Here is a 25488-nt window from a genome sequence, read left to right as displayed (position 1 = left end):
ACGATGAACCGGCTCAAGCTCTGGCTCTATGCGCTCATCGTGGTCGGGGCCGGTGCGGCCTCGCTCCACCTCCTCACCTCGGACCTCCGGGCGAGCGCCCTGCGCCAGCTCGACGCGCGGTTGCAGGCCGGCGCGGGCCGCCTCGCCGCGGCGCAGCACGCGCTGCAGGCGGAGGCGAACGGCGCCGCAGTGCTCGCCGCCCGCGACGGCGCGCTGCTCCAGGCGCTCGCCCCGGCAGCCGCCGCCGGGAAGGCGCGCGGCGTCGCCGCCGCGGAGCCGGACGCGGCCGCGCGCGGGACCGCGCTCGATGCGGCGGCGGCGGCCGCGCTGGCCGCCGCGCAGTCCGAGCTGGGAACCGCGCTGGCGGGCGCCCGCGCGGTGGCGGTGGACGCGGCCGAGCTGGATCGGCGCGCGGCCCAGCCGGCGGCGGACGCCGACGTCGTGGCCGCGCTGCGCGAGGCGCTCGCCGGGAAGGCGCGGCGCGTGTACGCCCGGGCGCAGGGCGGGCTCGCGGTCACCGTGGCCGTCCCGGCCGGCGCGTCCGGCGCGCTCGCGGTCGTGGTCCCGCTCGACGCCGCGTGGCTGCGCGGCGTCGCCGCGGGCACCGGCGTGGACCTGACCCTGGCCGTGCCGGGCGCGAAGGTGGCGTCCTCGGCGCCGGCCGGCGCGGACGAGCTCGCGGCCTCCGCGCGCGGGGGCGCCGGACGCGAGCGCGACGCGGGCCGGCTCGCGCCGGTGAAGGTGGATGTGCTCGGCGTCGCCATCGGCGCGCACGGGTTCCTGACCGGCGCCGCCCCGGCGCACCGGGTGCTGGCCGTGCCGGTCGCCGGCGTGCAGGACGCGGCGCTGGTGGTGTCCGCGCAGGCCGCGCCGGCGCTCGCGCCGGTGGTGCGGCTGCAGTGGAACGGCGCGGCGCTCCTCGCGGTCCTGCTGGTGCTCGGGCTGCTGTTCGGCGTGCTGGTGCGCAGCGCCGAGCCGGCGCCGGACGTGCCGCCCGACCTCCTCGCCGCCGCGGACCGGATCGGCCGCGGCGACTTCGGCGCCCGCGCGCCGGCCATGGCCGGCAAGATGGGCACGCTCTCGGCCGCGCTGAACCGGGCCACCGAGGCGGCCGGCGCCGCGGCGCACGGCCCGGCCCCGTCGCTGACGCAGGAGTTCTTCGCCGCGCCGGCGCCCGCCCCCGAGCCGGAGAGCTTCCAGCTCCCGCCGCGCCCGCCGCCCGCCCCGGTCCCCCCGCCGCCCGCCGCCGGCGCGACGCAGCGGCTCGACGTCAGCGCGCTCCAGGGCGGCGCGTTCGCGGCGGCGGCGGTGCCCGCCCCGGCGGCTCGCCCGCCGCCGGCGATCGTGCCCGACCCGCCGCAGGCAGCGCCCGCAGACCTGCTGCAGGCCGCCGCGCGCGCCACCGCGCCGGAGCCGCCGACCGACGAGGAGCACTGGCGCGAGGTCTTCCGAGACTTCCTCCGGGTGCGCGGCGAGTGCGGCGAGCCGGTCGAGGGGCTCACCTACGAGCGCTTCCGGCAGAAGCTCGAGCAGAATCGCGCCACGCTGGTGGCGAAGTACGGCTGCCGCACGGTCCGCTTCCAGGTCTACGTGAAGGAAGGGAAGACCGCTCTCAAGGCGACGCCGGTGCGGTAGGGGCCTTGCCCGCGGGAGCGGCTTCGCCGCGCGGTCACGCGCCCGGCGCTTGCCGCACCGCCGCCGCGGCGACCGGCAGCCTCAGCGTGAACGTCGCGCCTGCGCCGGGCGGGGACGCCGCCTCGAGCGAGCCGCCGTGCTCCTCGGCGATGCGGCGCGCGATGGCGAGCCCGAGCCCCGTGCCGCCGGGCTTGGTGGTGAAGTAGGGCTCGAACACCCGCTCCAGGTCGGCCGGCGCGATCCCCGCGCCGGAGTCGGACACCTCGAACGCCACCGCATCCCCGTCGCTGCGCGCCACCAGGCGCAGCCGGCCTCCGGACGGCATGGCGTCGAGCGCGTTCCGGACCAGGTTGAGCAGCACCTGCATGACCTGGTCGCGGTCGGCCAGCACCGCCGGGAGGTCGGGCGCGATGGCCCGCTCGACCTCGACGCCCGCCGGCGCCGCCGGGAACAGCGCCAGCACCGCGGACGCCAGCTCCTCCGCCGGCACCTCGCTGCGCTCCGGCGCGGGCAGGCGGGCGAAGCGGCTGAACTCGTCCACGATCCGCTTCAGGCGCCGGACCTCCTCGCCGATCGCCTGCGTGCCCTCGTCGAAGATCTCGGGGAAGTCGGCGCGCCCCTGCGCGTGCGCCTCGCGGAGCGTCTCCACGCTCATCGCGATGGGCGTGAGCGGGTTCTTGATCTCGTGCGCCAGCCGGCGGGCCACCTCGCGCCAGGCGGCGATGCGCTCCGCCTGCGCCAGCCGGGCGCGCCCCTGCGCCAGGTCCTGCGTCATGGCGTTGAACGCCCGGACCAGCTCGCCCACCTCGCCACCGGCGCGGACCTCGACCCGCGCGGCCAGGTCCCCGCCGGCGACCCGCGCGGCCGCGGCCCGCAGCCCCTCCAGCGGCCGGGTGATGCGCGCCGCCACCACCGCGCCCAGCGCGGCCGCGGCCGCCACGCCCGCCGCGAGCGCGCCCAGGAACGCGAGCAGGACCGTGGTCTCGGCGCGGGCCAGCCCCTCGGACGCGAGCGACACCTCGACCCGCGCGACCGGGGCTTCGGACGGGCCGAGCGGGATCGTGCGGCGGGGCGCGGCGGAGAGCCCGCCGAACAGCAGGCGCAGCCGCCGCCAGCCGCGCGCCGGCCCGGGCGCCTCCGCCGACGCGGCCGCCACCACCTCGCCGTCCGCCGAGCGGATCACCACCGCGCCGCCGGTCAGCGCGGCCAGGCGGGCCGCGCGGGCCTCGGTGAGCGCCACGCCGCCGGCGACCCGCAGCGGCGGATCGCCCGGCCCCGGCGCCCAGGCCACCAGCGCCAGCACCGGCTCCACGCCCTCCGGCCCGGCCCGCGAGACGACCCGGGGCACCGCGCGCCCGGGGCGCACCGCGTCGGGGAGGTCGCCCAGCTCCGGGTCGGGATCGCCGGCGCGGCCGGGCAGGTGACCCGACGAGACCACCCGCCCGTCCGGCTCCAGCACCGCGAGCACGTCCAGGCCGCGCGGCCCCATCCACTCGCCGGCGCGCGCCGCCGCCTCCGCGAGCTCGGCGCCGTCCGCCGACCGGTCCCGCGCGAACGCCTCCAGCTCCGGCGCCCGCGCCAGGTCGGCCACCGCCCCGGCCGCGTGCTCGCCGAGGCGCGCCAGCTCCTTCTGCACGGCGGCCGCGGCGCCGTCCAGGCGGGCGGCGTGCTCGGTGGTGAGCGCGCGCCCGAGCGCCCGCGACACGGGCACGAGCGTGGCGGCGAGCGGCACCGCCGCGAACAGCGAGAACGCGAGCGCGAGCTTCCCGCGGAGCGTCATGGCGCGCCTCCCCCCAGCAGCCACAGATCGCCCGGATCGATCCCGCCGTCGGCGCGCGGCGCCGCGCCCTGGAGCGCCGGCGCCGGCGAGGCGCGCTGGCCGGACGCGAACAGCGGCACGAGGTCCAGCGACCGCTCCAGCTCGGCGACGCGCGCCAGCGCGGCCGGGCCCTCCAGCCCGGCGAGCGCGGCCATGGCCTGGCGCGCGGCGGCCGGGCCGCGGGTCGCGAGCGCCACCTGGCCGGCGGCGAGCGCCGGGCGCAGCCCGAGCACCGGGACGGAGCCGATCGCCGCCCCGCAGTCGCCGGCGGCGAGGCGCGCCGCGAAGCGCTCCGGCGGCGCGGTCTCCACCGACACGCGGATCCCGGCGTCGTGGAGCTTCACCTGCAGCCGGTCCGCGGCGGCGAGGGCCTCGGGCGCGCCGGCCGGGACGAGCAGGGTGAGCTGCCGCGGCGCCGGCGCCGTCGCGAGCCGGCCCGGGCGCGGGCGCGGCCGCCCGGGCAGGATGGCCGGGGGCACCAGCGTCTCGAGCGGCACGGAGGGGCCGCGCACGAACCGGCGGGCCAGCTCGGCACGGTCCACCGCCTCCACCGCCCGCCGCACCGCCTCGGTGCCCGCGCCCAGGCGCGACCGCTGCAGCGCCAGCAGCGTGACGGTGAGCGGCGCGGCGGGGACGGCGCCGTCCGAGACCGCCTCCGGCCGGATGGCGAGCTCCGCCTGCCGGCGCTCGAGCGCGCGCGCCGCGCCCCGCGCCTCGGCGGCGCCGAGCAGCAGGCGATCCGCGAACGGCAGGCCGCGCACCGCGTGCGGGTTGGGCGCGAGCCGGACGGCGCCCGCCTCGTGCCCGTCGAGCACGAACGGGCCGGCGCCCGCGCCCCGCGACGACACCACCGCCGACGGGAGCGCGGCGAGCGCCCAGGGGAGCTCCGGGAACGGGAACGCGAGCACGACGCGCAGCTCCAGCTCCGAGAGCACCTCGAGCCCAGCGGGCGCCACGGCGCGCCCCTCCAGCACCGCGTCCGCGCCCAGCACCGGCAGCAGCACCCAGGCGTGCGGAGACGGCTCGCGCGCCGGGCCGCTCCGGGCGAGCAGGCGCGCCAGGCTGGCCGCCACGTCCGCGGCGCGGAGCGGCGTGCCGTCGCCGAAGCGCAGGCCGGGGCGCAGGCGGAGCCGGTAGGCGGTCCCGCCCGGCTCGGGCGCCGGGAGCTCGGCGAGCAGGCCCGGGGCGAGGCCGCCGCTCGCGTCGACCTCCACGAGCGTGGCCTGCAGCGCGCGCACCAGCGCGAGGTCCTGGGGTGCGGTGGCCTGCGCCGGATCGCCGACGCGCGGCGTCGCGGGGAGCAGCACGCGGAGCTCGCCGCCCGACGCGGGCGGGATCGCGGCCGCCGCCGGGCCGGGGAGGCCGGCGCCGAGCGCGAGGACGAGCGCGAGGCCGGGCGCGGCGGCGCGTCGGATCACGGGGCCTCCCGCGCGTCCGCGCTCACCAGCAGGAGCGTCGTGACGGGCCGGCCGTCCGGGCCGGCGCCGACCGAGCCGAGGACCGCGTCGTCCACGCCGTCGCCGGTGAGATCCCCGCCGGCGCCCGCCAGGATGCGCCCCGCGACCGGTCCGGACTCGAGCAGCGGCGGACCGCCGGAGGTGCGCAGCACCCGGACGCGATCCGGGGCGCCCGGGCCGGGCTCGGACACCACCAGCTCCGGCGCGCCGTCGCCGTCGAGGTCCGCGAGCGCGAGGCCGGCGCCCACGCCCCGGAGCGGCGCGGCGGCGGGCGCGAGGTCGGGACCGAGCAGGTCGAGCCGCCCGTCCACGCCCAGCGCTGCGACGGCCACGGGCCCGCCGTGCGGCGCCGCCGTCACGCGGTAGAGGCGCCGCGGCGCGGCCGGCGCGGCGCCCCCGGCGGCAGGCGGGGCGGCCGTCAGGCTCGCGGGATCCGCGGCGAGGCGGTCGAGCAGCTCGCCGCGCCCGGGCGCGAACGCGCCCCACACGCGCACGCCCTCGGCGGCGCAGACCGGCGTGCCGTCGAGCGCGCCCGCGGGCTGGAGGGCGCCGTCGCGTAGCGCGAGCACCTCACCGCGTGCGGCGCCCGCCAGGCGCACCGCGATCCGCCCGCCGCCGAACTCGCCCACCGCCAGCGCGGCGGCCGGGGCGCGCACCGGCGTCCGCTCCCCCGGCTCGAGCGCGCGCCGCGCCACCGGCGCACCGCCCGAGGAGAGCACCCAGGCCTCGGTCGAGGTGACGGCGACGATCGCGCGGACGCCGCCGCCGCCCGGCTCGCCCACCGCGAGCGCCAGGACCTCGTCCGGCACCTGCCCGAGCGCGCGCACGCTCGCGAAGCCGGCGCCGGCCGGCCGGTCCTCGCGGGCGAGCAGCAGCGTGTCCGGGTCGGCGGCCGCGCGGGCCTGCACGAGGCGCGGCGGGATGGCGCGCGCGCCCGGGCGGTGCTGCAGGAAGAAGGACGCCCACGCCGGGATCACCTCGCCCACCAGCGACAGCTCGCGCCGCCCCGGCACCAGCCCGGCCTGCACCCGCAGCAGCCAGTCCTGGCCGGAGGCGCGCGCCGCCGCCTCGGCCTCGCTGGCCGGGGCGCGCGCCGGGGTCACCGCGTAGCCGCGGCGGGCGAGCGCCGCCTCCAGCGCGGCCTCGAGCGGCGCCGCCAGCGCCCGCGCGCGCGTCTCCACCGAGAGCGCCAGGGCGCGGCGGCCGTCCGGTGGCGGCCCGAGCGCGTCCGCGAGCGCCTCGGCGGCGGCGGCGAGCGCCGGCGGCGCGGCGCCGGGCGCCTGCGCGCGGGCGGGGAGGGCGGCGAGCGCGAGGGCGGCGAGCAGCGCGGGCGGGAGCACGGGGATGGCCGCCCGCGGCGTCAATGGTCGTCCATGAAGAAGTTCTGCGGCGCGGAGCCCGGGTGCGACGAGGCCTCCTGCGCCGGCGCGGTGCCGGACAGGAACGGCAGCGCGGGCGCGCCGCCCTGGTCGGGCGCGGCCAGCAGGCCGCTCTGCGGATCGACCCGCGCCACCTCGACGCCGGGCACCGGGTCGAAGTCGCTCGCGGGCCTGCCGCCCAGCGACGCCTGCATGAACGCGATCCAGGCCGGGAGCGCCGCCACCGCGCCGGTCTCGCGCGGCCCGAGCGGCGAGTGGTCGTCGAAGCCGACCCAGACGCCCGCGACCAGCTCCGGCGTGTAGCCGACGAACCAGGCGTCGCGGTGATCCTGGGCGGTGCCGGTCTTGCCGGCGGCGGGCCGTCCCAGCACGCGCGCGGCGGCGCCGGTCCCGCCCTCGATCACGCCGCGCAGCATCGAGGTCACGACGTACGAGACGTCGGGCCGAGTGCCGGAGGTCGGGACCGGGAACGGCGCCGGCGCGGCGGTGGCGCCCGCGCCCTCGACCGCCGGGGCCGCGGCGGCGAGCGCCCCGGCGGGCGCGTCGGCCGGGGCCGGAGCAGCGCCGGGGACGGCGGCGGTGGGCGCGGCAGCGGGCGCCGCGGGGGCGCCGGCCGCCTCGACCGCGGAGGCCGTCACCACCACCGCGCCGTCGCGGGACGGCGCGGGCGGCGCGACCGGCCGCTGCTCCTCCAGCACCTTGCCGGTGCGGTCGCGCACGCGCAGCACCACCAGCGGCGGCGTCTGGAAGCCGTTCGCCGCGAGGCTCGCGTACGCGTTCACCAGCTCGATGGGCAGCACCTCGCCCGTCCCGAGCGCGAGCGTGAGGTTGCGCGGCAGCTCCGACGCGATCCCCATCCGCTTCGAGAAGCCGATGACCGCATCCACCCCGAGCGCGTCCACCAGCTTCACCGAGACGGTGTTCTTGGAGTGGGCCAGCGCCGAGGCCAGCAGCATGGGGCCGTCGAACTGGTCCTTCTCGAAGTTGCGCGGCTTCCACTCCTTGCCGGTCCACGGGTCGCGGTACAGGTCGGGCGTGTCGTAGACCACCGTGGCCGGCGTGAAGCGGCGCGACTCGATGGCGGCGCCCCACACGAACGGCTTCATGGCGCTGCCCGGCTGCCGGCGCGCCTGCGTGGCGCGGTTGAACTGCGAGGCCTGGAAGTCGAGCCCGCCCACCAGCGCGCGCACGCCGCGCGTGGCCGGGTCGATGGCCACCAGCGCGCCCTGCACCAGCGGCGTCTGCTCCAGCGCGAGCGGCACGGGCTTGCCGGCGGCCGCGGTGCGCGCGGCCGGCACCTTCCCCGGCACCACGCGCACGTTCACCACGTCGCCCGGCTGCACCACCGTGGACAGCTTCTTCGGGGCGGCGGTGGCGGAGGTCGGGTTCCACTTGCGGGCCCAGGCGGCCTGCGCCAGCGTCACCTCGCCGCGCGCGTTGCCCAGGTCCACCACCGCGGTCCGGTCGTCCACCTCCCGCACCAGCCCGGCGTAGATGCCGCCGTCCTCGAGCCGCCGCGCGCGCGCCATGCGCGCCACGTCGCGCTCCTGCTCCTCGTCCTCCCCCGGCTCGATCTGGTCGGGGTTCACGCGCCCGAGGTCCCACACGTACACCTCGCCCGGGCCGGGCTCGATCGCCTCGAGCCGCTTGCGCCAGAGCGGGAGCGCCGCGGCGGCGCGCGGCGGGTCGAGGTGGAGCAGCGGGCCGCGCCAGCCCTGGCGCTTGTCCACGGCGCGCAGCGCGCCCTCGAGCGCGGTCTCGGCGGCCGCCTGGAGCCGCGCGTCCATGGCCACGTCCACCTGCAGCCCCTGCGTCTCGACCGCCTCGGCGCCGTAGCGCTCGTCCAGGTACTTCCGGACCGCGTCCGCGTACCACGCGCCCGGCGGATCGTCCGGCGGCGGGCGCGTGCGGATGGCACGCGCCGACTCGGCCTCCGCCTGCGCGCGCGTGATGAAGCCCTCCTCCATCATCCGGCGCAGCACGTACCGCTGCCGCTCCTTGGCGCGCGCGGGGTGGTTCACCGGCGACCAGCGCATGGGCGACTGGATCACGCCGGCGAGCACGGCGGCCTCGCCGAGCGTGAGGTCCTTCACGCCCTTGCCGAAGTAGAAGCGGCTCGCCTCCTCGACGCCGTAGCGCCGGTGGCCGAAGTAGATCTGGTTCAGGTAGAGGTAGAGGATCTCGTCCTTGGTCAGGTTCTGCTCGAGCCGCGGCGCCAGCACGAGCTCCTTCACCTTCCGCTTCACGCGCCACTCGGTGGGGAGCAGGAACGTCTTCACCACCTGCTGCGTGATGGTCGAGCCGCCGCACTTCACGCCGCCGCCCAGCAGCCCCTTCGCCGCGCAGCGCGCGATGGCGAGGTAGTTCACGCCCTCGTGCTCGTAGAAGCGCGCGTCCTCCGCGGCGAGCACCGCCTTCTTCAGCACGTCGGGGATGCCGTCGATCGGCACCACGGTGCGGCGCTCGCGCGCGAACTGGAACACCTCCTCGCCGTCGGCGCCGAACACGCGGGTGGAGACGAGCGGCTCGTAGTCCTTCAGGCCGTCGAACGCGGGCAGCTCCCGGGTCCAGGCGAGGAGCAGGCCGCCGCCGAGCAGGCCGCCGGCGAGCACGGCCAGGGCGGCGGCGCGGAGGAGCCGCTTCGACTTGCGGGAGAGGCGACGGCGCACGCGCGGCGGCTCCTCGCCCTCGGCGGCGCGGACGGCGGCCGGGGGCGGTGTGGCGGGGTGGGAGGGGGTGTCCACGGCGAGGGCTCGAACGATAGCTCCCGGGGTGGCGTCCGGCAAAGCGCCGCGGCGGTGAAAGGTCATGCCCCTGGGGGAGCAGTCGGCGTGCCAGGGGCCCCCACCTCCATGGAACGCGCGGCGGCCCAGCGGATTCCTTGGCGCGCGTGTCCGCCGCGACACGGCCGCCGTGGCCGGGGCGACACGGCCGGGCGGGGGCGGGCGGGCGGCTACTCGGCGCCGCGCTTGATGCCGAGCGCGCGCATCTTCTTGTAGAGGTGGCTCCGCTCCAGGCCGAGGGCGCGGGCCGTGTCCGACACGTTGTCCTGGTGCGCCTCGAGGGCCGCGAGCACGATCTCGCGCTCCGCCTCCTCGACCAGCTCGTGGAACGCGGCGCCGGCGCGCAGCCGATCGCCGCGCGGGCGGCGGGCGCCGGGCAGCATCGCCACCACGTCCTCGGCGCCGATCTCCGGGCCGTCGCAGAGGATGGCGAGCCGCTCCACCAGGTTGCGCAGCTCGCGCACGTTGCCGGGCCAGTCGTGCGTCTGGAGCGCGGCGACCGCGTCGCGGCCGAGGCGCATGGCGCGGCGGCCGTTCCGCTCGCAGGCCTCGGCCAGGAAGCGCGCCGCCAGCTCGGGCACGTCCTCCTTGTGATCGCGCAGCGCCGGGGTGTGGATGGGCACGACGTTGAGCCGGTAGTAGAGGTCCTCACGGAACCGGCCCGCGGCCACCTCGGCCTGCAGGTCCTTGTTGGTGGCGGCCACCACCCGCACGTCGCAGCGCAGCGTCTGCTGGCCGCCCACCCGCTCCAGCTCGCCCTCCTGCAGCACGCGCAGCACCTTCGCCTGCATGGCGGCGGGCATGTCGCCCACCTCGTCGAGGAACAGCGTCCCGCCGTCGGCCTGCTCGAACCGGCCGCGCCGCGCCGCCACCGCCCCGGTGAACGCGCCGCGCTCGTGGCCGAACAGCTCGCTCTCGATCAGCTCGGCCGGCACCGCGGCGCAGTTCAGCTTCACGAAGGGCCGGTCGCGCCGCCGCGACTGCTCGTGGATGGCGCGGGCCACCAGCTCCTTGCCGGTGCCGTTCTCGCCGGTGATGAGCACGCGGCCCTCGGAGGGCGCGGTGCGGCGCACCAGGTCGAACAGCCGCTGCATGGCCGGGCCGCCGCCGATCATCTCGAGCTGGCCCTGGCCCGCCGCGCGGCGCAGCGCCGCGTTCTCGGCGCGGAGCGACTCGAGCGCGAGCGCGTTCTTCACCGCGACGAGCAGCTTCTCCTTCTCGGTGATGGGCTTCTCGAGGTAGTCGAAGGCGCCGAGCTTGAAGGCGCTGCGCACGGTGTCGATCGAGCCGTGCCCGGACATGATCACGATGGGCAGCTCCGGGCGGGTCTCGCGTGCCCGCTGGAGGACTGCCAGTCCGTCCAGGTCGGGCATCCGCACATCCATGACCACCACGTCCACCGGCAGTGCGGCGATCTTCTCGAGCGCCTCGCGGCCGCCGGAGGCCGTCTCGACCGCGTAGCCCTCCATGGAGAGCGCGCGCGAGAGCGTGAGCTGGATGTTGCGTTCGTCGTCCACGACGAGCACCGTCGCCGGCATGCGGGGATGTTAATCCCGGATGGTTCCGCGACGAGGAAATCCTTTGACAGGCGTTCCGAATGGAGCCAATAAGCGGGCGTCCCCAAGTTCCCAGACTTGTCATTTTCGAATGGAGGTCGTCATGCGTCGTGTTCTCCTTCTCGCCCTGACCGTGTCAGGTGCCCTCGTCCTCGGCGGCTGTCCGTCGAAGCCGAAGAACGGTGAGTGCAAGACCAGCCAGGACTGCGCCGAGCAGGAGGGGTACGGCAAGGTCTGCGTCGAGGGCCGCTGCCAGGAGTGCGGCGCCGACTCCGACTGCAAGGAAGGCTTCGTGTGCCGCGCGAACGCGTGCGTTCCGAAGCCCCAGTGCGCGGCCGACACCGACTGCCCCGCCGGCCAGACCTGCCAGGGCGAGCGCTGCGTGGCCCGCGAGCCCGGCTCCTGCGCGTCGGATCGCGATTGCGGCGCCGGTGAGAAGTGCCAGGCCGGCCGCTGCGCCGCCGCCGCCCCCGAGGCGTCCGTTCCGCCCGAGTGCGCCGACGTCACCGCGTTCAGCGTCCACTTCGCCTTCGATCGCTCGAACCTGACCCCCGAGTCGCAGCAGAACCTGCAGAAGCTGGCCGACTGCCTGAAGCAGGCCCCGGCGAAGCGCGTGCTCGTGCAGGGCAACTGCGACGAGCGCGGCACCGCGCAGTACAACGTCGCGCTCGGCAACCGCCGCGCCGAGTCGGCCAAGAAGTACCTGACCGACCTCGGCGTCAGCTCCTCCGTCGACACGGTCAGCTACGGCGAGGAGAAGCCGGTCTGCTCCGAGGCGACCGAGGCCTGCTGGTCCAAGAACCGCCGCGACGACTTCCAGATCGAGCGGTGAGCCTCCGCACCTCCATCCTCCGGGCCGCCGCGCCGGCGCTCGCGCTCCTGCTGACCGCATGCTGGGTCCCGCTGGAGCGCGGGCGTCAGATGGAGGCGCGCCTCGACCGGCTCGAGGCGGACTCCGCCGAGCAGCAGCGGGTCGTCGCCGATCGCGTCGCCGCGGTCGATCGCAAGATCGTCGAGGTGCAGCAGAAGATCGACGAGCTGAACCGCGCCGCCCGGCGGAGCGGCGCCGATCTCGGGGTCTCCCTCCAGCGCCTGCAGGACGAGTTCACGCGCGTGAAGGGCGACCTCGAGGTCGAGCAGCACCGCCTCGGGCAGATCGAGAAGTCCGTCGGCGCCCTCTCCGATCGCACCGACAAGCGCTTCGCGGCCCTCCGCGGGCGCGGCGCGCTCGACGAGCTCGAGGCGAAGGAGCGGATCGACACGCTCGAGCGGCCGGACGACAAGGTCTCCTTCCTGGCGCTCGCGCAGAAGGAGGAGGCGACCGGCGACAAGAGCGTCGCGCGGACGCTGTACGACGAGTACGTGCGCCGCTGGCCGGCGGACGCCATGGCGCCCGAGGCCGCCTTCCACTCCGCCGAGCGCTCGATGGAGCAGAAGCGCTGGCGCGAGGCGCTGGTCGCGTACGGCTGGATCTACGAGAAGGCGCCGCGCTCCGAGCGCGCGCCCGACGCGATGCTGGGCATCGCCCGGGCCATGCTCGAGGTGGACGAGCTGAAGAAGGACGCCCCGGGCGTGCTGAAGGAGCTCGTGGCGAAGTTCCCCAGGTCGGACGCGGCCGCGCAGGCCAGGAAGCTCCAGGCCGACCTCACCCCGAAGAAGCCGCGCCGGAAGTAGGCGCGTTCCTCTCACATCCCCCTGAGGTAGGTGGTACACTCCGTCCCGTTCGGAGTGTGTGTTCCACCGTCCGTGGAGGGTGTGCGATGGCGAGGATGCGGATCGGCGAGCTGCTCGTGGCGCAGGGCGCCATCGACGCGGTCCAGCTCGAGAGCGCGCTCGCGCACCAGCGCCGCTGGGGCGGGCGCCTCGGCCGCAGCATCGTCAGCCTCGGGTTCCTGGGCGAGCCGGTCGTGCTCGGCGCGGTGGGCGCGCAGCTCGGGGTGCCGTTCATGGAGATCGGCGACCGGCACGTGCCGCCGGCGGTCCTTCGCCTGCTGCCCGAGAAGCTCATCCGCACCCGCAACGTGCTGCCGCTCTCGCGCGTGAACGAGCCCCGCGGCGCGGCGGTGGTGGTCGCGCTGGCGGACCCGGGGGACCTCGGCGTCCTCGACGAGATCGCGTTCGCGACCGGCCTGCGGGTCAAGCCGGTGCTGGCCGCCGACGACGACCTCACCCGGGCCATCGCGCGGCTGCTGGACGGCGCGACGTTCCGGCCCGGCGGCTTCGCCTACCGCCCGGACGCGGTGGACCTGCCCGAGGACACGAGCCCGCTGACGCTGCTGCGTCGGGGCGACGGCTGGATGCATTAGCCGACGAGGGCTGCGCCCCCGCGTCAGGCCACCTCGGCCTCGTCGTCGGGCTCGGGATCCGGCGCCTCGCCCGGCGGCCGACCCTCGTCGTGCAGGCCCCACTGGCCGATGCGCTTCATCACGGTGCTCTTGGCGATGCGCAGCTCCTTCACCACCGCGGCGCGCTTGCCGCGGTTGCGTCGCAGGGACAGGCGGATCGCCTCCCGCTCGATCTCCTCCAGCGTGAGGCCGCGCACGTACAGCGTGTCGTCGTCGCCGCCGTCGGCGGGCGCGGCGCGCGTGTCCTCGAAGGTGACCGCCGCCGGCCCGATGGCCAGCCCCTCGCCCCGGAACAGGAGCGCGCGCTGCACCACGTTCCGGAGCTGCCGGACGTTCCCGGGCCAGTCGTACGCCTCGAGCTTCGCGAGCGCCTCCTCGCTCCAGCGCAGCGCCACGCCGCGCGGCGCCGCGCGCGCCAGGAACGTCTCCGCCAGCGCCCGCACGTCGCCGGCGCGCCGGCGCAGCGGCGGGACGGTGATGGGCACCACGCAGAGCCGGTAGAACAGGTCCTCGCGGAACCGCCCGGCGCGCACCTGCGCGCGCAGGTCGCGGTGGGTGGCGGCCACGATGCGCACGCTCACCTGGATCGGCCTGGACGCGCCCACCCGCTTCACCTCGCCCAGCTCGAGCACGCGGAGCAGCTTCGGCTGCAGGTCGAGCGGGAGCTCGCCGATCTCGTCCAGGAACAGCGTGCCGCGGTCGGCCTCCTCGAAGGCGCCCTTGCGCATGCGCTCCGCGCCGGAGAACGCGCCCTTCTCGTGGCCGAACAGCTCGGACTCGATGAGCGTCTCGGCGATGGCCGAGCAGTTCACCGGGATGAACGGCCCGTCCCGCCGCGCGGAGCGCGCGTGCAGCGCGCGGGCGAACAGCTCCTTGCCGGTGCCGGTCTCGCCGAGGATGGTCACCGCCGCCTCCGACGGGCCGACCCGCTCCACCAGCTCGAACGCCTGCCGCATGGCGGCGTCGCGCGAGATCATCCCCTCGAACGCCTCGGCGCGGGCGGGCTCGGGCGCCTCGCGCGGCTCGAGGACGATCTCCGCGTCCCCGAGCTGAACCGGCAGGCCGAACGGCAGCTCCGCGCGCGTCACCCGCGCGCCGCTGATGAACGTGCCGTTCGTCGAGCCGAGGTCCACGAGCGCCCACCGGCCGCCGCGCGCCTCGACGCGCAGGTGGCGGGCCGAGACGAACGCGTCGTCGAGCGGCGCGTCGCAGGTCGGGTCCTTGCCCACCACCACGCCCGCGGCGGTGACCGGGACGGTGCGCTCGCGGCCGCCGGCGCGGAGCCGGAGCCGCGCGGGCGGCGGCGCCCCGGCCGGCGGCTCGTCGTGCGCGCGCAGCCGCGTCTCGCCCGCGCCCGGCGCGACGCCCTCGGCCGCGCGGAAGAGCGCCCGCCAGGCGCCGAGCGCGAGGTCGGCGCCGTCGCCGAGCCGCGCCTCGCGCACCGGCGCCCCGCCCACCGCGGTGCCCGCGCCGGACCGGTCCACCAGCCACCACCCGTCGGCGCGCCGCTCCACCACCGCCTGCACGCGGGCGAGCGCGGGATCGGGCAGCGAGACGTCGCACTCGGGGCCGCTGCCGAGCGCGGTGCGATCGGTCAGGGTGACGCGCAGCAGCTCCTCGCCGTGGCGGAAGAAGGCAAGCTCGGGCATGCGCCCGAGGCTAGCCAACCCCGCGCCCTGGGTGAAGGTCCGCCCTCCGCCGAGGGGGCGGCCATACGGGGAGTGCGTGGCTGACCCGGGCAGCCGGAGCGCTACCCGCGGGCCAGCTCCTCGAACTCCGCGTTGCCCTTCAGGCCATCGAACATCGGGTCGGTCCGGAGCCAGTCCCGCACCTTGTCGGCGTCCTGCGCCAGCGCCTTGCGCAGCGCCTCCAGCGCCGGGGCCGGCTTGCCCCAGAGCGCGTACAGCGCCGCCACGTCGTAGTTGAGGAGCAGGTCGTCCGGCTTCAGCGCCGCGGCCCGCGCGTAGGCGCGCTCGGCCTCGGCGTAGAAGCCCTTCTGCGCGTAGCAGATGCCCAGGTCCAGCTCGGCCTCGAAGTTGGACGGCTCGAGGCGCACGACCTCCTTGAGGTGGGCGATGGCGGCGCGGTAGTCGCCCTCGTCCATGAGCAGGCCGGCCAGCTCGTGGCGCGGGAACGGGTCGGACGGCTCGAGCTCGATGGCGACGCCGAGCTCCTTCACCGCCTCCTCCGTCTTGCCCTGGTCGGCCAGCGTCAGCCCGAGGTTCAGGTGCGCGTCGGGGTGGTCGGGCTCGAGCTGGATCGCGTCCTGGTACTCGACGACCGCCATGTCCGGCCCGTGGGTGGCGAGGAAGGAGGCCAGGTTGTAGTGCGCGGTGGCGCTGTCCGGCTCGAGCCGGAGCGCGGTGAGGTACTCGTTCAGCGCCTCGCGGTAGAGCTTCTTCTCCGAGTACACCGTCGCGAGGTTGTCGTGCGCGTGCGCGGAGCTGGGGTCGAGCTCGATGGCCTTGTGGAACTCCTTGATGGCCTCGTCGAGCCAGCCGCGGTCGGCGAGCTCGATGCCGCGCGAGTTGTGCGCGTCGGACAGGGCGATGGGGTCCTTCTTGTCGCGGCTCACGGCGGCGGAGTGTACTTTCGTTTCGCCCGGAACAGGGGCGCGGAGGTCGGCTGGAGCGAATCTAACCGGCGCCGGCGCCCCGGGGCCAGGGACGGAGAGGGCGGACGGGCGGGCGCCCGGGAGGCGAGGGTGAGGCGAAGGAGCGCGTGGTGGATGGCGATCGCGCTGGCGATCGCGGCGGCCGGCGCCGCCTGGTGGTGGGGCCGGGGCGAGGAGGACGACGAGGCGCGCATCCGCCGCCTGGTGGACGGCTCTGCCGCGGCGGTCGCGTCCCGCGACGTGAATGCGGTGGTGGCGCCGCTGTCGGAGCGGTTCGGGGGGCACGGCCTGGATCGCGCCGGCGCGAAGCAGCTCGTCGCGTTCGAGGTGCTGCGCGGCGCCTGGGCCTCGGCCGCGGTGGCCGGCGCGACCGTGGCGGTGGACGGGGACCGCGCCGCGGCGCAGGTGGACGCGGTGCTGTCGCGCGCGGCGGGCCGGGGGAAGGCGCTCGTGAACCTCCTCCCCGGCGAGGGCACCGCGCACCGCTTCGCGCTGCGGCTCGAGCGCGAGGCGGACGGGTGGCGCGTGGTCGAGGCGGCGTGGCGGCCCATCACGCTCGCCGAGGCACTGGCGGGGCCGCCGCCGGCGACGCTCCCGCCGGCCCCCGACCGTTGACGGGGACGACCCTGGAGGGCATGCTCCGCCTCCCGGCTCCGGCCGGCCTCGACCGATGGCCCTCTACACCGTCCTCTCCAGCGAGCAGATCGCCGCCGCGGTCCGGAGCTTCGGGCTCCCCGCGCCGGACCGCGTCCAGCCGGAGCCGAAGGGCAGCGTCAACACGAACTACCACCTGTGGGCCGGCGGCGAGCGCTGGTTCCTGCGGCTCAACGAGGGGAAGACCGACGCCGACGTGCGGTTCGAGGCCGAGGTCCAGCGCTACCTCCACGAGGCCCGGTTCCCGGTGGCGCGCCTGCGCCTCGCGGCGGACGGGCGGCCCTGGGTGCCGGTGGACGGCAAGCAGGCGATGCTGTTCGCCTACGCGGCCGGCGAGGAGATCTCGCGCGACGCCGCGGGCCCGGAGCGCTGCCGTCGCGTGGGCGAGCAGCTCGGGCGGCTGCACGAGCTCGCGTCCGGCTTCGTGCCGGAGCGCCGCAACCCGTACGCGCCGGAGCGCGTGCGCGGGTGGATCTCGGAGCTGCGGCCGGACGGCGGGGGCGACGCCGACGTGCGGGCGGCGCTGCCGATGCTGGAGGAGGAGCTGGCGCGCGCGGAGCGGCTCCCCGGCGCGCCGCGCGGGCTGGTCCACGGCGACCTGTTCATCGACAACGTGCTCTGGATCGGCGATCGCGTCGGCGCGGTGCTCGACTGGGAGATGAGCTGCGTGGACCCGTTCGCCTACGACCTCGGGGTCGCGGTGAACGCCTGGTGCTACGTGGATCGCTACGACCCGGCGCGCGCCGCCGCGCTGCTCGCCGGCTACCGCGCGAAGCGCCGGCTCGAGCCGGAGACCGCGGACGCGCTCTACCCGTGGGCGCGCTACGCCGCGCTGCGCTTCACCGCCTCGCGCATCCACGCGTTCCACCGCGCCGCGCTCGGCGCCGACCGGCTGGCCTGGAAGGACTGGAGGCGCTACCGCGACCGGCTCGCCGCGCTGCGCGACATGGGCGAGGGCGGCTTCCGGGCGCTGCTCGGCGTCTGACCCGCTACAGCCCGGCGGTGAACAGCCAGCGCCCGTCCACCTTGCGCAGGTGCATGCGGTGCACGTCGGAGTCGCGCCGCGGCACCACGCCGGTCGCGGTCTTCACCCGGTACCACCCGTCGTAGAACACCTCGGCGATGGCGCGGTCGCCCTGGACCTCGATCTTGCGGACCTGGATCTCCAGCTTCAGCGCGTCCACCTTCGCGAGGTCCTCGGGCAGCGTGCGCGCGAGCGTGGCGCGGTCCACGTCGTCCTCCGGCGCGGGCGTGGCGGCGTCGTCGAAGTAGTCCGGCGCGGCGAGCGCGACCACCGCGGCCGCGTCGCGGCGACCCATGGCCTGGACGTACTGCTGGATGGCCTCGAAGACCCCGCGGTTGTCCCGGGTGTCGTCGATGTTGGTGCCGGGGAGCTGGCGCGCTGCGCAGGCCGTGGCCAGGGCGAGCAGGAGGGCGAGGCGCTTCGTCATGCGCGCGACTTTGTCCCGCCCGAGGTGCCGCGTCAATCTTCTCGGGCCTTTCCGGGGCGCCGCGGCGGGCCGTTGCCGACGCGCTTTCCCGCCGCATACATTCCCGGCGATGGCCGATCCCAGCCTCGCCTCGCTCCGCACGTTCTTCGAGACCGCCCCCGCCGCCCGCAAGGCCACCCGGCCGCTGGCGCGCGGCGCGCGCGTGAACCTGGCGCTCGACGGCGGCCCGGCCCGCTTCACCATGGCGAGCGGCGGGCCCGCGGTGGAGGACGGCGCGGCGCCCGACCCGGACTTCACGCTCACCCTGCCGGCCGCGGCGGTGGAGCGGATCACGGGGCTGCGCTCCGACGACGTGGGCGAGTTCGGCGTGGAGTTCTTCAAGCTGGTGATCGAGCGCGACCCGGCCGTGAAGGTGCGCGTGCGGGTGGACGCGTCCACGGCGCGGCTGCTGGAGCACGGGTACCTGGGCGTGCTCGCGGTCGGTGGGATGAAGGTCGGCTGGTGGCTGCTGAAGAAAGGTGTGAAGAACCCGAAGGCCGCCATCGACCGCCTGCGCGGCGGCGTCTGATCGCGCCTGCGCGTCAGCGCGCGGCGGATCGATCCGCGGCCACGAACGCGCAGCGGCGCAGCCCCGCCTCCAGGCGCTCGCGCTCCGCCTCCGAGGCGGCGCGCGCCAGCGCCGCCCGGAGCGCCTCCTCGCCCGCGCCGATCTCGCCGGCGGCGCAGGCCGCCTCGCCGCCGGCCGCGCGCGCCTCGGCCGCGAGCTCGGGCGGGAGGCCGCCCGCCGCGGCGCGGGCGAGCAGGGCAGCCGCCGGCGCCGCCTCGCCGCGGATCCCGTGCGCGCGCCCGACCAGGTACGCCGCGAGCGGCGCGTCCACCGCCGCGGTGCGGGCGAGCGCGAGCGTCGCGTCGCCGAGGCCGAGCAGGTAGGGCAGGGCGGCGGCGGCGAGCCGCGGGTCGCGCAGCGCCGCGAGCTTGGCCGAGAGGAGCCGCGCCTCCCCGCGGTCCGGGCCCGCGCCGAGCGCCTCCGCCCACCCGGCCGCGGCCGCGGCGGCGTCGCCCTGCCGCCAGCGGACGTCCGCCTCGGCGGCGGCGAGCGCGCCCTGCAGCGCACCCTGGCCCTCGCCCTGGGCCCGGGCCTCCGCGTACGCCGCGAGCGCGCCCGCGAGGTCGCCGGACCGTGCCCGCGCGTCGCCGCGCGCCTTCGCGGCCCAGGGCGAGCCGGTCAGCGCGCCGGCGCGCCGGTACAGGTCGCAGGCCTCCTCGGTCCGCCCGGCGGCCGCCGCGGCCCCGGCGCCGGCCTCCAGCGCCGCCGCCTCGCGCGCGCAGCGGCGCGTGAACAGGCTGCCGCGCGCGAGCCGCGCCTCGGCCTCGCGCCGGAGCCCCTCCGGCACGGCCACGCCGTCGAGGAAGCGCTGCCACTCGTCCACCAGCGCCGGCAGCGGGCGGCCCAGGGCGGCGGCGACGTCGCCGGTGGCGTAGGCGCGCGCCACCGGCGCCGGCCCGTGCCGGGCGAGCAGGAACGCGAGGAAGCTCCCCGCCGCGGTGTACGCGCGCGCCGGCGCCTGGCTCCAGAAGCCGCCCGGGCCCACGATCGCCGGCAGGTCCGGGAGCCGGCCCTGGTCGCGCGCCGCCCGGGACCACTCGTGCACCGTCCAGGCGCCGCGCGGCACCTCGAGCGCCACCGCCAGCCCCTCCACCAGGCCCGCCGACACCAGCACGCCGGCCCGCGCCGGGACGCGCAGCGGGCCGGGCGCGAGCGCCGAGGCGACCGCGTGGACCACCTCGTGGCGCAGCACCGGGTGCGGGAGCGGCGCGTCGCCGAGGTGGATCTCGGCGCGCCAGGGCTTGGTGAAGTCGGTGCCGGCCGCGCCCACCAGGCGCCGCTTCTCCTCGGCGCTCCGGTACACGTACACCGTCACCCGCGGCGGCCGCTCGATCCCGAGCGCGCGCGCCACCTCGGCCACGTGGAATTCGCACTCCGCCAGCAGCTCGGCGGCGGCCGCCTCCGGCTTCTCCGAGGGGAGCACGAGCGTGCAGCGCGGGCCCTCGCGGACGCCGCCCAGCGCGCGCGCCACCGTCTCGCGCGAGCCGTCCAGCCCGAGCGCGGCGCGGGCGCCCCGCGCGGCGGCGACCGCACCCGCCGCGGCGGCGAGCGCGAGCAGGACCCCGGCCAGCCGGCGCCGCGTGCGCCGGGGCCGGAGCGCGAGCTCGGCCGCCGCGGCCACCGCGGCGGCGAGCGCGGTGGCCTCGAGGGCGCCGAGCACCACCCGCCCGTCCACCCGGAGCGCCTCGTCGTAGAGCGGGCCGGGCCAGGCGCCGAGCAGCGGGCTCCAGGCGAACGCGGCCGGGCCGGCGTACGCGCCCCGGAGCGCCACGCCCAGCGCCGCCAGCACGACGAGCGCGTACAGGGCCGCCGCCGGGCCGGCGCGGCCGCGGGCCAGGAACGCGGCGGCGGCGCCCAGGGCGGCGGCGAGCAGCGCCGACGGGACGGCGAGCAGCGGGAAGAAGCCGGCGGCGGCGAGGGCGCTGCACGGCCCGACCGCGGCCCGGAGCAGGGCGCCCGCGAGCAGCAGCCCGAGCAGGCCCGCCGCGACCGCGCCCGCCGCGGCGGCAGCGGCCGCGGGCGACGGCTCCGGGCGGGCCCGGGCGGCGCGCCCCGCCGCGAACCCGAGCGCCGGACCGAGGACGAGCGCCGCGAGCAGCGCGCCGGCCTCGCCCAGCTCGTACCCCGGCGCGTCGAGCAGCGGGAGCGAGCCGCTCGCCAGCCCCAGCGCCGCGAGCAGCGCCGCGGCGCCGCGCACCGCGCGCAGGCGGATCAGCGCCTGGAGGAGATCGAGCATCGCGTCCCGCCGATATCGGCGCCGCCGCTACCGGCCGCGCCAGCCCCGGGATAACATGGCGCGCGATGCCGGAGAACCGCGAGCACGCGCGCGCGCCCATCGAGCTGAAGGTCGACTACAAGAAGCTGAACAGCTTCTTCGCCGACTACACGAAGAACATCTCGAAGGGCGGCACGTTCATCAAGACCCGGAAGACGCTTCCCGTGGGGACGCGCTTCGTGTTCCGGCTCGCGGTGCCGGGGCGCCCGGCGGCGTTCGAGCTGAACGGCGAGGTGGTGCACGCGAGCGCGCAGGGCGAGGAGGCGGGGATGGGCATCCGCTTCGTCTGGTCCGACGAGCGCCTCCGCGCCGACTTCGAGAGCACGGTGGAGCGCCTGATGTCCGAGAGCCTCGGGCCGCTGCTCGCGAAGCGGCTGCTGAGGAAGGGGTAGCGCGGCGATCCTGCGCCCGCGGGGACGTCGCGCGAGCCCGCGAAGGCGGGCGCGCGAGGTCACGGGCCCCGCGCTCAATACAGCACGTTCTCGAAGCGCACCCGGTCGCCGGCCTTCACGCCGTGCGCCGCGGCCCAGCCGCCGTTCACCTCGAGCACGTAGCGGCTCGGCACGCCCACGTCGCGGGGCGACAGGGTGAGGGGCTCGGCCCGCTCCACCACGCCGACCACGCGGCCGGCGTCGTCGACGAAGATCATGTCGAGGGGGATGAGCGTGTTGCGCATCCAGAACGTGTGGAGCTCGCTCTCCTCGAACACGAACAGCATCCCGGCGTCCGCGGCGAGGGAGGAGCGCTCCATGAGGCCGCGCGTGCGCGAGGCCTCGTCGCGCGCGACCTCGACCCGGACGGCGTGGCTCGCGCCGGCCGCGGTCTCGACGATGACGCGCGGGGCGGGGCGCGCCGGCTCGGGTGCCTTGGGAGAGGCACACGCCAGCGCGGCGGCGAGCACGACCACGGCGCGCGCGCCGATCACTGCCGCGGGACGACGCAGTAGGACGAGTACTGCGTCTCGCCCAGGTAGCGCTGGCGGGTCGTCTCGTCGAGGCTGGCCAGGAACGCCGGGTCGAGCACCACCTGGTCGCAGACCAGGCCGGTCTCGGACTTGTAGCAGTCCTGGTCGGAGACGCACGGCTTCGAGCAGTATCCGCACGAATCACCGGAGCAGCCGCCGTACTTGGAGCCTTCCGGGGCCGGTGAGACGATGCAGATGAGGTCCTCGCAGCCGATGTTGCCGGACTCGAAGTAGTCGCCGGAAGCGGTCTGCGGGCTCGGCGGGTCGCCGCTCCCCCACGAGAGCTTGCAGCGCTCCCCGACGTTCGGGTTCTGGCAAGCGGTGAGCGCTGCGGCAGAGGCGAGCGCGGCGATCAATCGGATGACCTGGGGACGCATGATTGTGGGAATCGTTAGCACGCACCTCGCGACTCGACAAGGAAGGCTCTCGACCCGCTACAAGCGCCTACAGACGCACAGAATCACGCATTTCTGCGCGGTACGCTCCGTTGCTCCTCCCATTTGCTTTGGCTAGGATGCCCCGTGTACGTGGGACGCCATCGAATGAGAAAACATCTCGCATATGCCTGGTTGCTCGTCGTGGTGGTCCCGCTGTCCGGGGCCGCCCAGGACCTTCCAGGGCTCGATCTGAGCCAGCCACCTCCGCCCGCGAAGGACGCGGACCCGGTGCGCACGGATGACCTTCCACCGCCCAAGCCGGCCACGCCACCGCCCAGCGAGGGCGCGGCGAAGGCCGAGCCGGCGCCGGTGCTGCCCTTCTCCGAGAAGGACGTGGCGCTCGGCGACAAGGTGAAGGCCGTCCAGCGCAAGGGGTTCATGAAGCGCGGGCGCTTCGAGATCGCGCCGATGTTCTCGGCCACGGTGAACGACGCGTTCTACCAGAAGCTCGGCGTCGGCCTGCGGCTCGCGTACAGCGTGCACGACTCCTTCGCCATCGCGGTGCGCGGCGCCTGTTACCGCGAGGACTGGGGCTGCGGCACCTCGCTCCGCACCGACAACGTGCGCGAGGGCAAGCTCGCCTTCCAGAGCCAGCTGCTCACCTCCGATCTGTACGGGCAGGCGATGCTGGCCGGGGTGTGGTCGCCGATCTACGGCAAGGCGGCCTTCCTCAACCAGAGCATCATCCACTTCGACCTGTTCCTCACCGCCGGCTTCGGCGCGGTGTGGACGGCGACCAGCGTCGCGCCGCGCAACGAGGGGCCGCACCTGGCCACCGACCTCGGCGGCGGCGTCCGCTTCTACCCGCGGGAGTGGATGGCGTTCGAGCTCGGCATGCTCGCGACGCTCTACCCCGATCAGCCCGTCGCCTCGGTCCCGAGCACGCTCCAGAAGGTGTTCACCGCGAACGTGGGCTTCTCGTTCTTCTTCCCGACGACGTTCGAGTACGTCCACCCATGACGACCGACGGCCTGACGATCCGATCCCTCGCCGCACGCGCGCTCGCCGCGCTCGCGCTGGCGCTCCTGCTGGCGCCGCTCGCGGCGCGGGCGCAGAGCAAGTCCGACGCCTTCGCCGGCAAGATCCCGCCGGTCTCCGGCGCGCTCTTCCAGAAGGCCGGACGGTTCGAGCTCTCCCTCACCGGCAACCTCTCCCTCAACGACGCGTTCTACGCGAAGCGCTGGGGCGGCCTGAAGCTCGGCTATCACCCGGCGGAGTGGCTCTACGTGGGCGCGGCCGTGGCGGCCGGCAGCTCCACCCGGACCGGCTCCGCGGTGGTGTGCCCCTCCAACGGCGGCTGCCAGGACGCCGCCGACACGCAGCTCTACCAGGTCCCCGGCAACCTCAAGATGGTCACGGGCCTGGAGGTGGGCTGGTCGCCGGTGTACGGCAAGCTCAACGTGTTCGCGGAGCGCGTCGCGCACTTCGACCTCTCGGTGATCGCGGGTGCCGACTGGATCTCCTACGAGGAGGTGCTGTCGGCCACGCAGGCGGAGGCGCTCGCCGTCTCGGGCGGCAAGCCCGGCACGAAGAGCACGATCGGCGGCCACGTGGGGCTCGGCTTCCGCGTGTTCTTCGCCGAGTGGATCGCCGCCCGGCTGGAGTTCAAGGACTACATCTACTCGGTCCCGGTGCCCAACTGGCAGGAGGGCGGCGCGGCCCGGGACGACATCCAGAACCAGCTGTTCACCGAGATCGGGCTGTCGTTCTTCTTCCCGTTCCACAACCGGGCGGGGCACTAGGCCACCATGGCGCGCGCCACCTCCAAGATCCTCCTCGCCGTCGCCGCCCTCGCCGCCGCTCCCGCGGCCGAGGCGCAGCTCGGCATCGATCTCACCGCGCCGGACAAGAAGCCGGCCCCTCCCGCCGCGCAGAAGCGCGACGAGTCGCTCTCGCTCCCCGCGCTCGAGCTCGGCAAGGCCGCGCCCGCCGCCGAGGCGAAGGCGCGGCTCGACGCGGCCAAGCGGCTCCTCGACGAGAAGGCCACCGAGACGGCGGCCCTCGCGTTCGACCAGATCCTGCGCGAGCCGGCGCTGGCCGCCGCGCACGACGAGGCGCGCTACCAGCTCGGCAAGTCGCTCGCGCGCATGGGCCTGCTCCACTCGGCGCTCGCCACCTTCGACGAGATCCTGGCGAAGGGCCCGAGCGGCTCGCGCTTCTACGGCTCCTCGATGGAGTGGCTGTTCTACGCGGGCAACAAGCTCAAGAACGAGCAGCCGCTGCTCTCCCGCGTGGCGAAGCACGCCCGCGACTCGTTCCCGCCCGGCTTCGAGGACCGCTTCCACTTCCTCCTCGCCAAGTACGAGTTCGAGCGCGGCCGCGCGCTCGCCGACGCCGGGCGCGCCGACGAGGCGCGCGGCGCCTGGGGCGAGGCGCGGCGGCTGGTGTCGCTGGTGCGCGAGCAGGCCGGCGCCGCGGCGCCGAAGGGCGACGCCCCGCCGAACGAGCAGGGCGACGTGTACGCGAAGGCGCGGTTCGTGGACGGCCTGGTGCTCTACGCGTCCGGCGACGACGTCGGCGCGTCCGAGCAGTTCAAGCAGGTGGTCCGCCTGACGAACCCGAAGCGCGGCCGGGCCGCCGATCCGCAGCTCCGCGAGCTCGCGTTCCTGCAGCTCGCGCGCATCCACTACCAGAACCGGCAGAACCGCTACGCCATCTTCTACTACGGGAAGATGCCGTGGGGCGGCGAGAGCTGGCTCGAGGGGCTGTGGGAGGCGTCGTACGCCCACTACCGCATCGGCGACTACGAGAAGACGCTCGGCAACCTGCTCACGCTGCAGTCGCCGTACTTCAAGGACGAGTACTTCCCCGAGTCGTACGTCCTGAAGTCGATCGTCTACTACGAGAACTGCCGCTACCCCGAGGCGCGGCGCGTGCTCGAGACGTTCGCCGGGCTGTACCAGCCGGTCTACGACGAGCTGGTGAAGACCACCGCGGCGCAGCGGCCGCCCGCGGCGTACTACGACCTGCTCGACGCGGGCGTGCGCGCCGGCGCCCTCCCGCGCCGCATCATGAAGCTCGCGTTCACCGACCAGAACGTCCGCCAGCTCGCCCAGAGCGTCACGGAGGTCGAGGACGAGATGGACCGCGGCATCGGCGGGCGGCGCTCCGAGTTCCGCCAGTCGGCGCTGGCCAAGCGGCTGGGCGACCAGCTCCGGGCCGAGAAGGTGGCGCTGGTCGAGGAGGCCGGGGCCCGCACCCGCGCGAAGCTCGAGTGGGAGCGGGACCAGCTCCGCTCGCTGCTGGCGCAGGCGCTCCGCATCAAGATCGAGGTCTCGCGCAAGGAGCGCGAGGCGCTGGAGGGCTCGCTGGCCCGCGGCAGCCAGGTCGAGGTGGTGAAGGACCTGAAGTACTCCTCGGCCGTCTCCGACGAGCACCTGTACTGGCCGTACGAGGGCGAGTTCTGGCGCGACGAGCTCGGCACGTACTCGTACACGCTCACCCGCGGCTGCAAGGACCGCCTCTCGCGGCCCGGCACCGCCTCGAAGTAGGGCCTCACCAGGAGAGACCGA

Annotated in this window: 22 protein-coding genes; 11 read left to right on the top strand and 11 right to left on the bottom strand. The window is 76.4% G+C overall.

The features are described from left to right. The first annotated feature begins 3 nt into the window (after positions 1 to 3). Entirely contained in the window at positions 4 to 1635 is a 1632-nt protein-coding gene (locus tag A2CP1_RS17560; protein ID WP_015934615.1) for an MXAN_5187 family protein, read from the top strand. A gap of 34 nt (positions 1636 to 1669) precedes the next feature. On the opposite strand, the gene A2CP1_RS17555 is transcribed toward A2CP1_RS17560, so the two are convergent. The 5 genes from A2CP1_RS17555 to A2CP1_RS17535 all read right to left on the bottom strand — a co-directional run bounded on the left by A2CP1_RS17555 (position 1670) and on the right by A2CP1_RS17535 (position 10611). Continuing rightward, on the bottom strand, positions 1670 to 3415 hold the full coding sequence (locus A2CP1_RS17555; protein ID WP_015934614.1) for a sensor histidine kinase: 1746 nt from the start codon (positions 3413 to 3415) through the stop codon (positions 1670 to 1672). Further along, positions 3412 to 4872 carry an ABC transporter substrate-binding protein gene (locus tag A2CP1_RS17550; RefSeq protein WP_015934613.1) on the bottom strand — a complete coding sequence of 487 codons (1461 nt, stop codon included), beginning with the start codon at positions 4870 to 4872 and terminating at the stop codon, positions 3412 to 3414. The genes A2CP1_RS17555 and A2CP1_RS17550 overlap by 4 nt, the downstream gene beginning before the upstream one ends. Beyond that, complete coding sequence (locus A2CP1_RS17545; RefSeq protein WP_245529826.1) at positions 4869 to 6251, bottom strand: FG-GAP repeat domain-containing protein; 1383 nt, start codon at positions 6249 to 6251, stop codon at positions 4869 to 4871. The genes A2CP1_RS17550 and A2CP1_RS17545 overlap by 4 nt, the downstream gene beginning before the upstream one ends. A 20-nt stretch (positions 6252 to 6271) precedes the next feature. Beyond that, positions 6272 to 9034, bottom strand: a complete 2763-nt coding sequence (locus A2CP1_RS17540) for a penicillin-binding protein 1A (RefSeq protein WP_174315305.1) — start codon at positions 9032 to 9034, stop codon at positions 6272 to 6274. 209 nt (positions 9035 to 9243) lie between these two features. Further along, the gene (locus tag A2CP1_RS17535) at positions 9244 to 10611 is read right to left on the bottom strand and encodes a sigma-54-dependent transcriptional regulator (protein ID WP_015934610.1); all 1368 of its coding nucleotides are present in this window, start codon (positions 10609 to 10611) and stop codon (positions 9244 to 9246) included. A gap of 121 nt (positions 10612 to 10732) precedes the next feature. On the opposite strand from A2CP1_RS17535, the gene A2CP1_RS17530 reads away from it, so the two are divergent. The 3 genes from A2CP1_RS17530 (at position 10733) to A2CP1_RS17520 (ending at position 12935) form a co-directional block, all read left to right on the top strand. Beyond that, a complete protein-coding gene (locus A2CP1_RS17530) occupies positions 10733 to 11461 on the top strand; it encodes an OmpA family protein (RefSeq protein ID WP_015934609.1) in 729 nt (242 codons plus the stop codon). Next, positions 11458 to 12303 carry a tetratricopeptide repeat protein gene (locus tag A2CP1_RS17525; protein ID WP_015934608.1) on the top strand — a complete coding sequence of 282 codons (846 nt, stop codon included), beginning with the start codon at positions 11458 to 11460 and terminating at the stop codon, positions 12301 to 12303. Before A2CP1_RS17530 ends, A2CP1_RS17525 begins: the two co-directional genes overlap by 4 nt. Positions 12304 to 12389: 86 nt before the next feature. Further along, positions 12390 to 12935, top strand: coding sequence for a GspE/PulE/PilB domain-containing protein (locus A2CP1_RS17520; RefSeq protein WP_015934607.1), 546 nt, complete (start codon positions 12390 to 12392; stop codon positions 12933 to 12935). Positions 12936 to 12958: 23 nt separating this feature from the next. Here the strand turns inward: A2CP1_RS17520 and A2CP1_RS17515 are convergent, their stop codons facing one another. Together A2CP1_RS17515 and A2CP1_RS17510 are read right to left on the bottom strand one after the other, a co-directional pair. Then, entirely contained in the window at positions 12959 to 14623 is a 1665-nt protein-coding gene (locus tag A2CP1_RS17515) for a sigma 54-interacting transcriptional regulator (protein ID WP_015934606.1), read from the bottom strand. Positions 14624 to 14724: 101 nt separating this feature from the next. After that, complete coding sequence (locus tag A2CP1_RS17510; RefSeq protein WP_015934605.1) at positions 14725 to 15549, bottom strand: tetratricopeptide repeat protein; 825 nt, start codon at positions 15547 to 15549, stop codon at positions 14725 to 14727. A 153-nt stretch (positions 15550 to 15702) separates the two neighbouring features. On the opposite strand from A2CP1_RS17510, the gene A2CP1_RS17505 reads away from it, so the two are divergent. Next, positions 15703 to 16203, top strand: a complete 501-nt coding sequence (locus tag A2CP1_RS17505; RefSeq protein WP_015934604.1) for a hypothetical protein — start codon at positions 15703 to 15705, stop codon at positions 16201 to 16203. Between the two features lie 55 nt (positions 16204 to 16258). Next, the gene (locus A2CP1_RS17500; RefSeq protein WP_015934603.1) at positions 16259 to 17227 is read left to right on the top strand and encodes a homoserine kinase; all 969 of its coding nucleotides are present in this window, start codon (positions 16259 to 16261) and stop codon (positions 17225 to 17227) included. 4 nt (positions 17228 to 17231) lie between these two features. Here the strand turns inward: A2CP1_RS17500 and A2CP1_RS17495 are convergent, their stop codons facing one another. Continuing rightward, on the bottom strand, positions 17232 to 17693 hold the full coding sequence (locus tag A2CP1_RS17495) for a DUF4440 domain-containing protein (protein ID WP_015934602.1): 462 nt from the start codon (positions 17691 to 17693) through the stop codon (positions 17232 to 17234). 109 nt (positions 17694 to 17802) lie between these two features. On the opposite strand from A2CP1_RS17495, the gene A2CP1_RS17490 reads away from it, so the two are divergent. Further along, complete coding sequence (locus A2CP1_RS17490; protein ID WP_012527397.1) at positions 17803 to 18261, top strand: hypothetical protein; 459 nt, start codon at positions 17803 to 17805, stop codon at positions 18259 to 18261. 13 nt (positions 18262 to 18274) lie between these two features. Here the strand turns inward: A2CP1_RS17490 and A2CP1_RS17485 are convergent, their stop codons facing one another. Further along, a complete protein-coding gene (locus tag A2CP1_RS17485) occupies positions 18275 to 20536 on the bottom strand; it encodes a type VI secretion system protein (protein ID WP_015934601.1) in 2262 nt (753 codons plus the stop codon). A 65-nt stretch (positions 20537 to 20601) separates the two neighbouring features. Between A2CP1_RS17485 and A2CP1_RS17480 the strand changes: the two genes are divergently transcribed. Then, entirely contained in the window at positions 20602 to 20967 is a 366-nt protein-coding gene (locus A2CP1_RS17480; protein ID WP_012527395.1) for a TIGR02266 family protein, read from the top strand. A gap of 74 nt (positions 20968 to 21041) precedes the next feature. Here the strand turns inward: A2CP1_RS17480 and A2CP1_RS17475 are convergent, their stop codons facing one another. Both A2CP1_RS17475 and cglC read right to left on the bottom strand, forming a co-directional pair. Next, entirely contained in the window at positions 21042 to 21500 is a 459-nt protein-coding gene (locus A2CP1_RS17475; protein WP_012527394.1) for a DUF192 domain-containing protein, read from the bottom strand. Further along, positions 21497 to 21916, bottom strand: coding sequence for an adventurous gliding motility lipoprotein CglC (gene cglC, locus A2CP1_RS17470; protein ID WP_012527393.1), 420 nt, complete (start codon positions 21914 to 21916; stop codon positions 21497 to 21499). The genes A2CP1_RS17475 and cglC overlap by 4 nt, the downstream gene beginning before the upstream one ends. A gap of 288 nt (positions 21917 to 22204) precedes the next feature. Between cglC and A2CP1_RS17465 the strand changes: the two genes are divergently transcribed. Genes A2CP1_RS17465 through gltC form a run of 3 tightly spaced genes read left to right on the top strand, consistent with a single transcriptional unit; the run spans position 22205 to position 25467 of the window. Next, positions 22205 to 22936: an outer membrane beta-barrel domain-containing protein gene (locus A2CP1_RS17465; RefSeq protein WP_245529824.1), complete on the top strand. Its 732-nt coding sequence runs from the start codon at positions 22205 to 22207 to the stop codon at positions 22934 to 22936. After that, a complete protein-coding gene (locus tag A2CP1_RS17460; protein WP_012527391.1) occupies positions 22933 to 23718 on the top strand; it encodes an outer membrane beta-barrel domain-containing protein in 786 nt (261 codons plus the stop codon). The genes A2CP1_RS17465 and A2CP1_RS17460 overlap by 4 nt, the downstream gene beginning before the upstream one ends. A 6-nt stretch (positions 23719 to 23724) precedes the next feature. Further along, entirely contained in the window at positions 23725 to 25467 is a 1743-nt protein-coding gene (gene gltC / locus A2CP1_RS17455; protein ID WP_015934599.1) for an adventurous gliding motility protein GltC, read from the top strand. Positions 25468 to 25488: the final 21 nt, after the last annotated feature.

It is taken from the genome of Anaeromyxobacter dehalogenans 2CP-1 (assembly GCF_000022145.1).
Classification (GTDB): domain Bacteria; phylum Myxococcota; class Myxococcia; order Myxococcales; family Anaeromyxobacteraceae; genus Anaeromyxobacter; species Anaeromyxobacter dehalogenans.
This window is presented reverse-complemented; position numbering and strand designations above follow the sequence as displayed.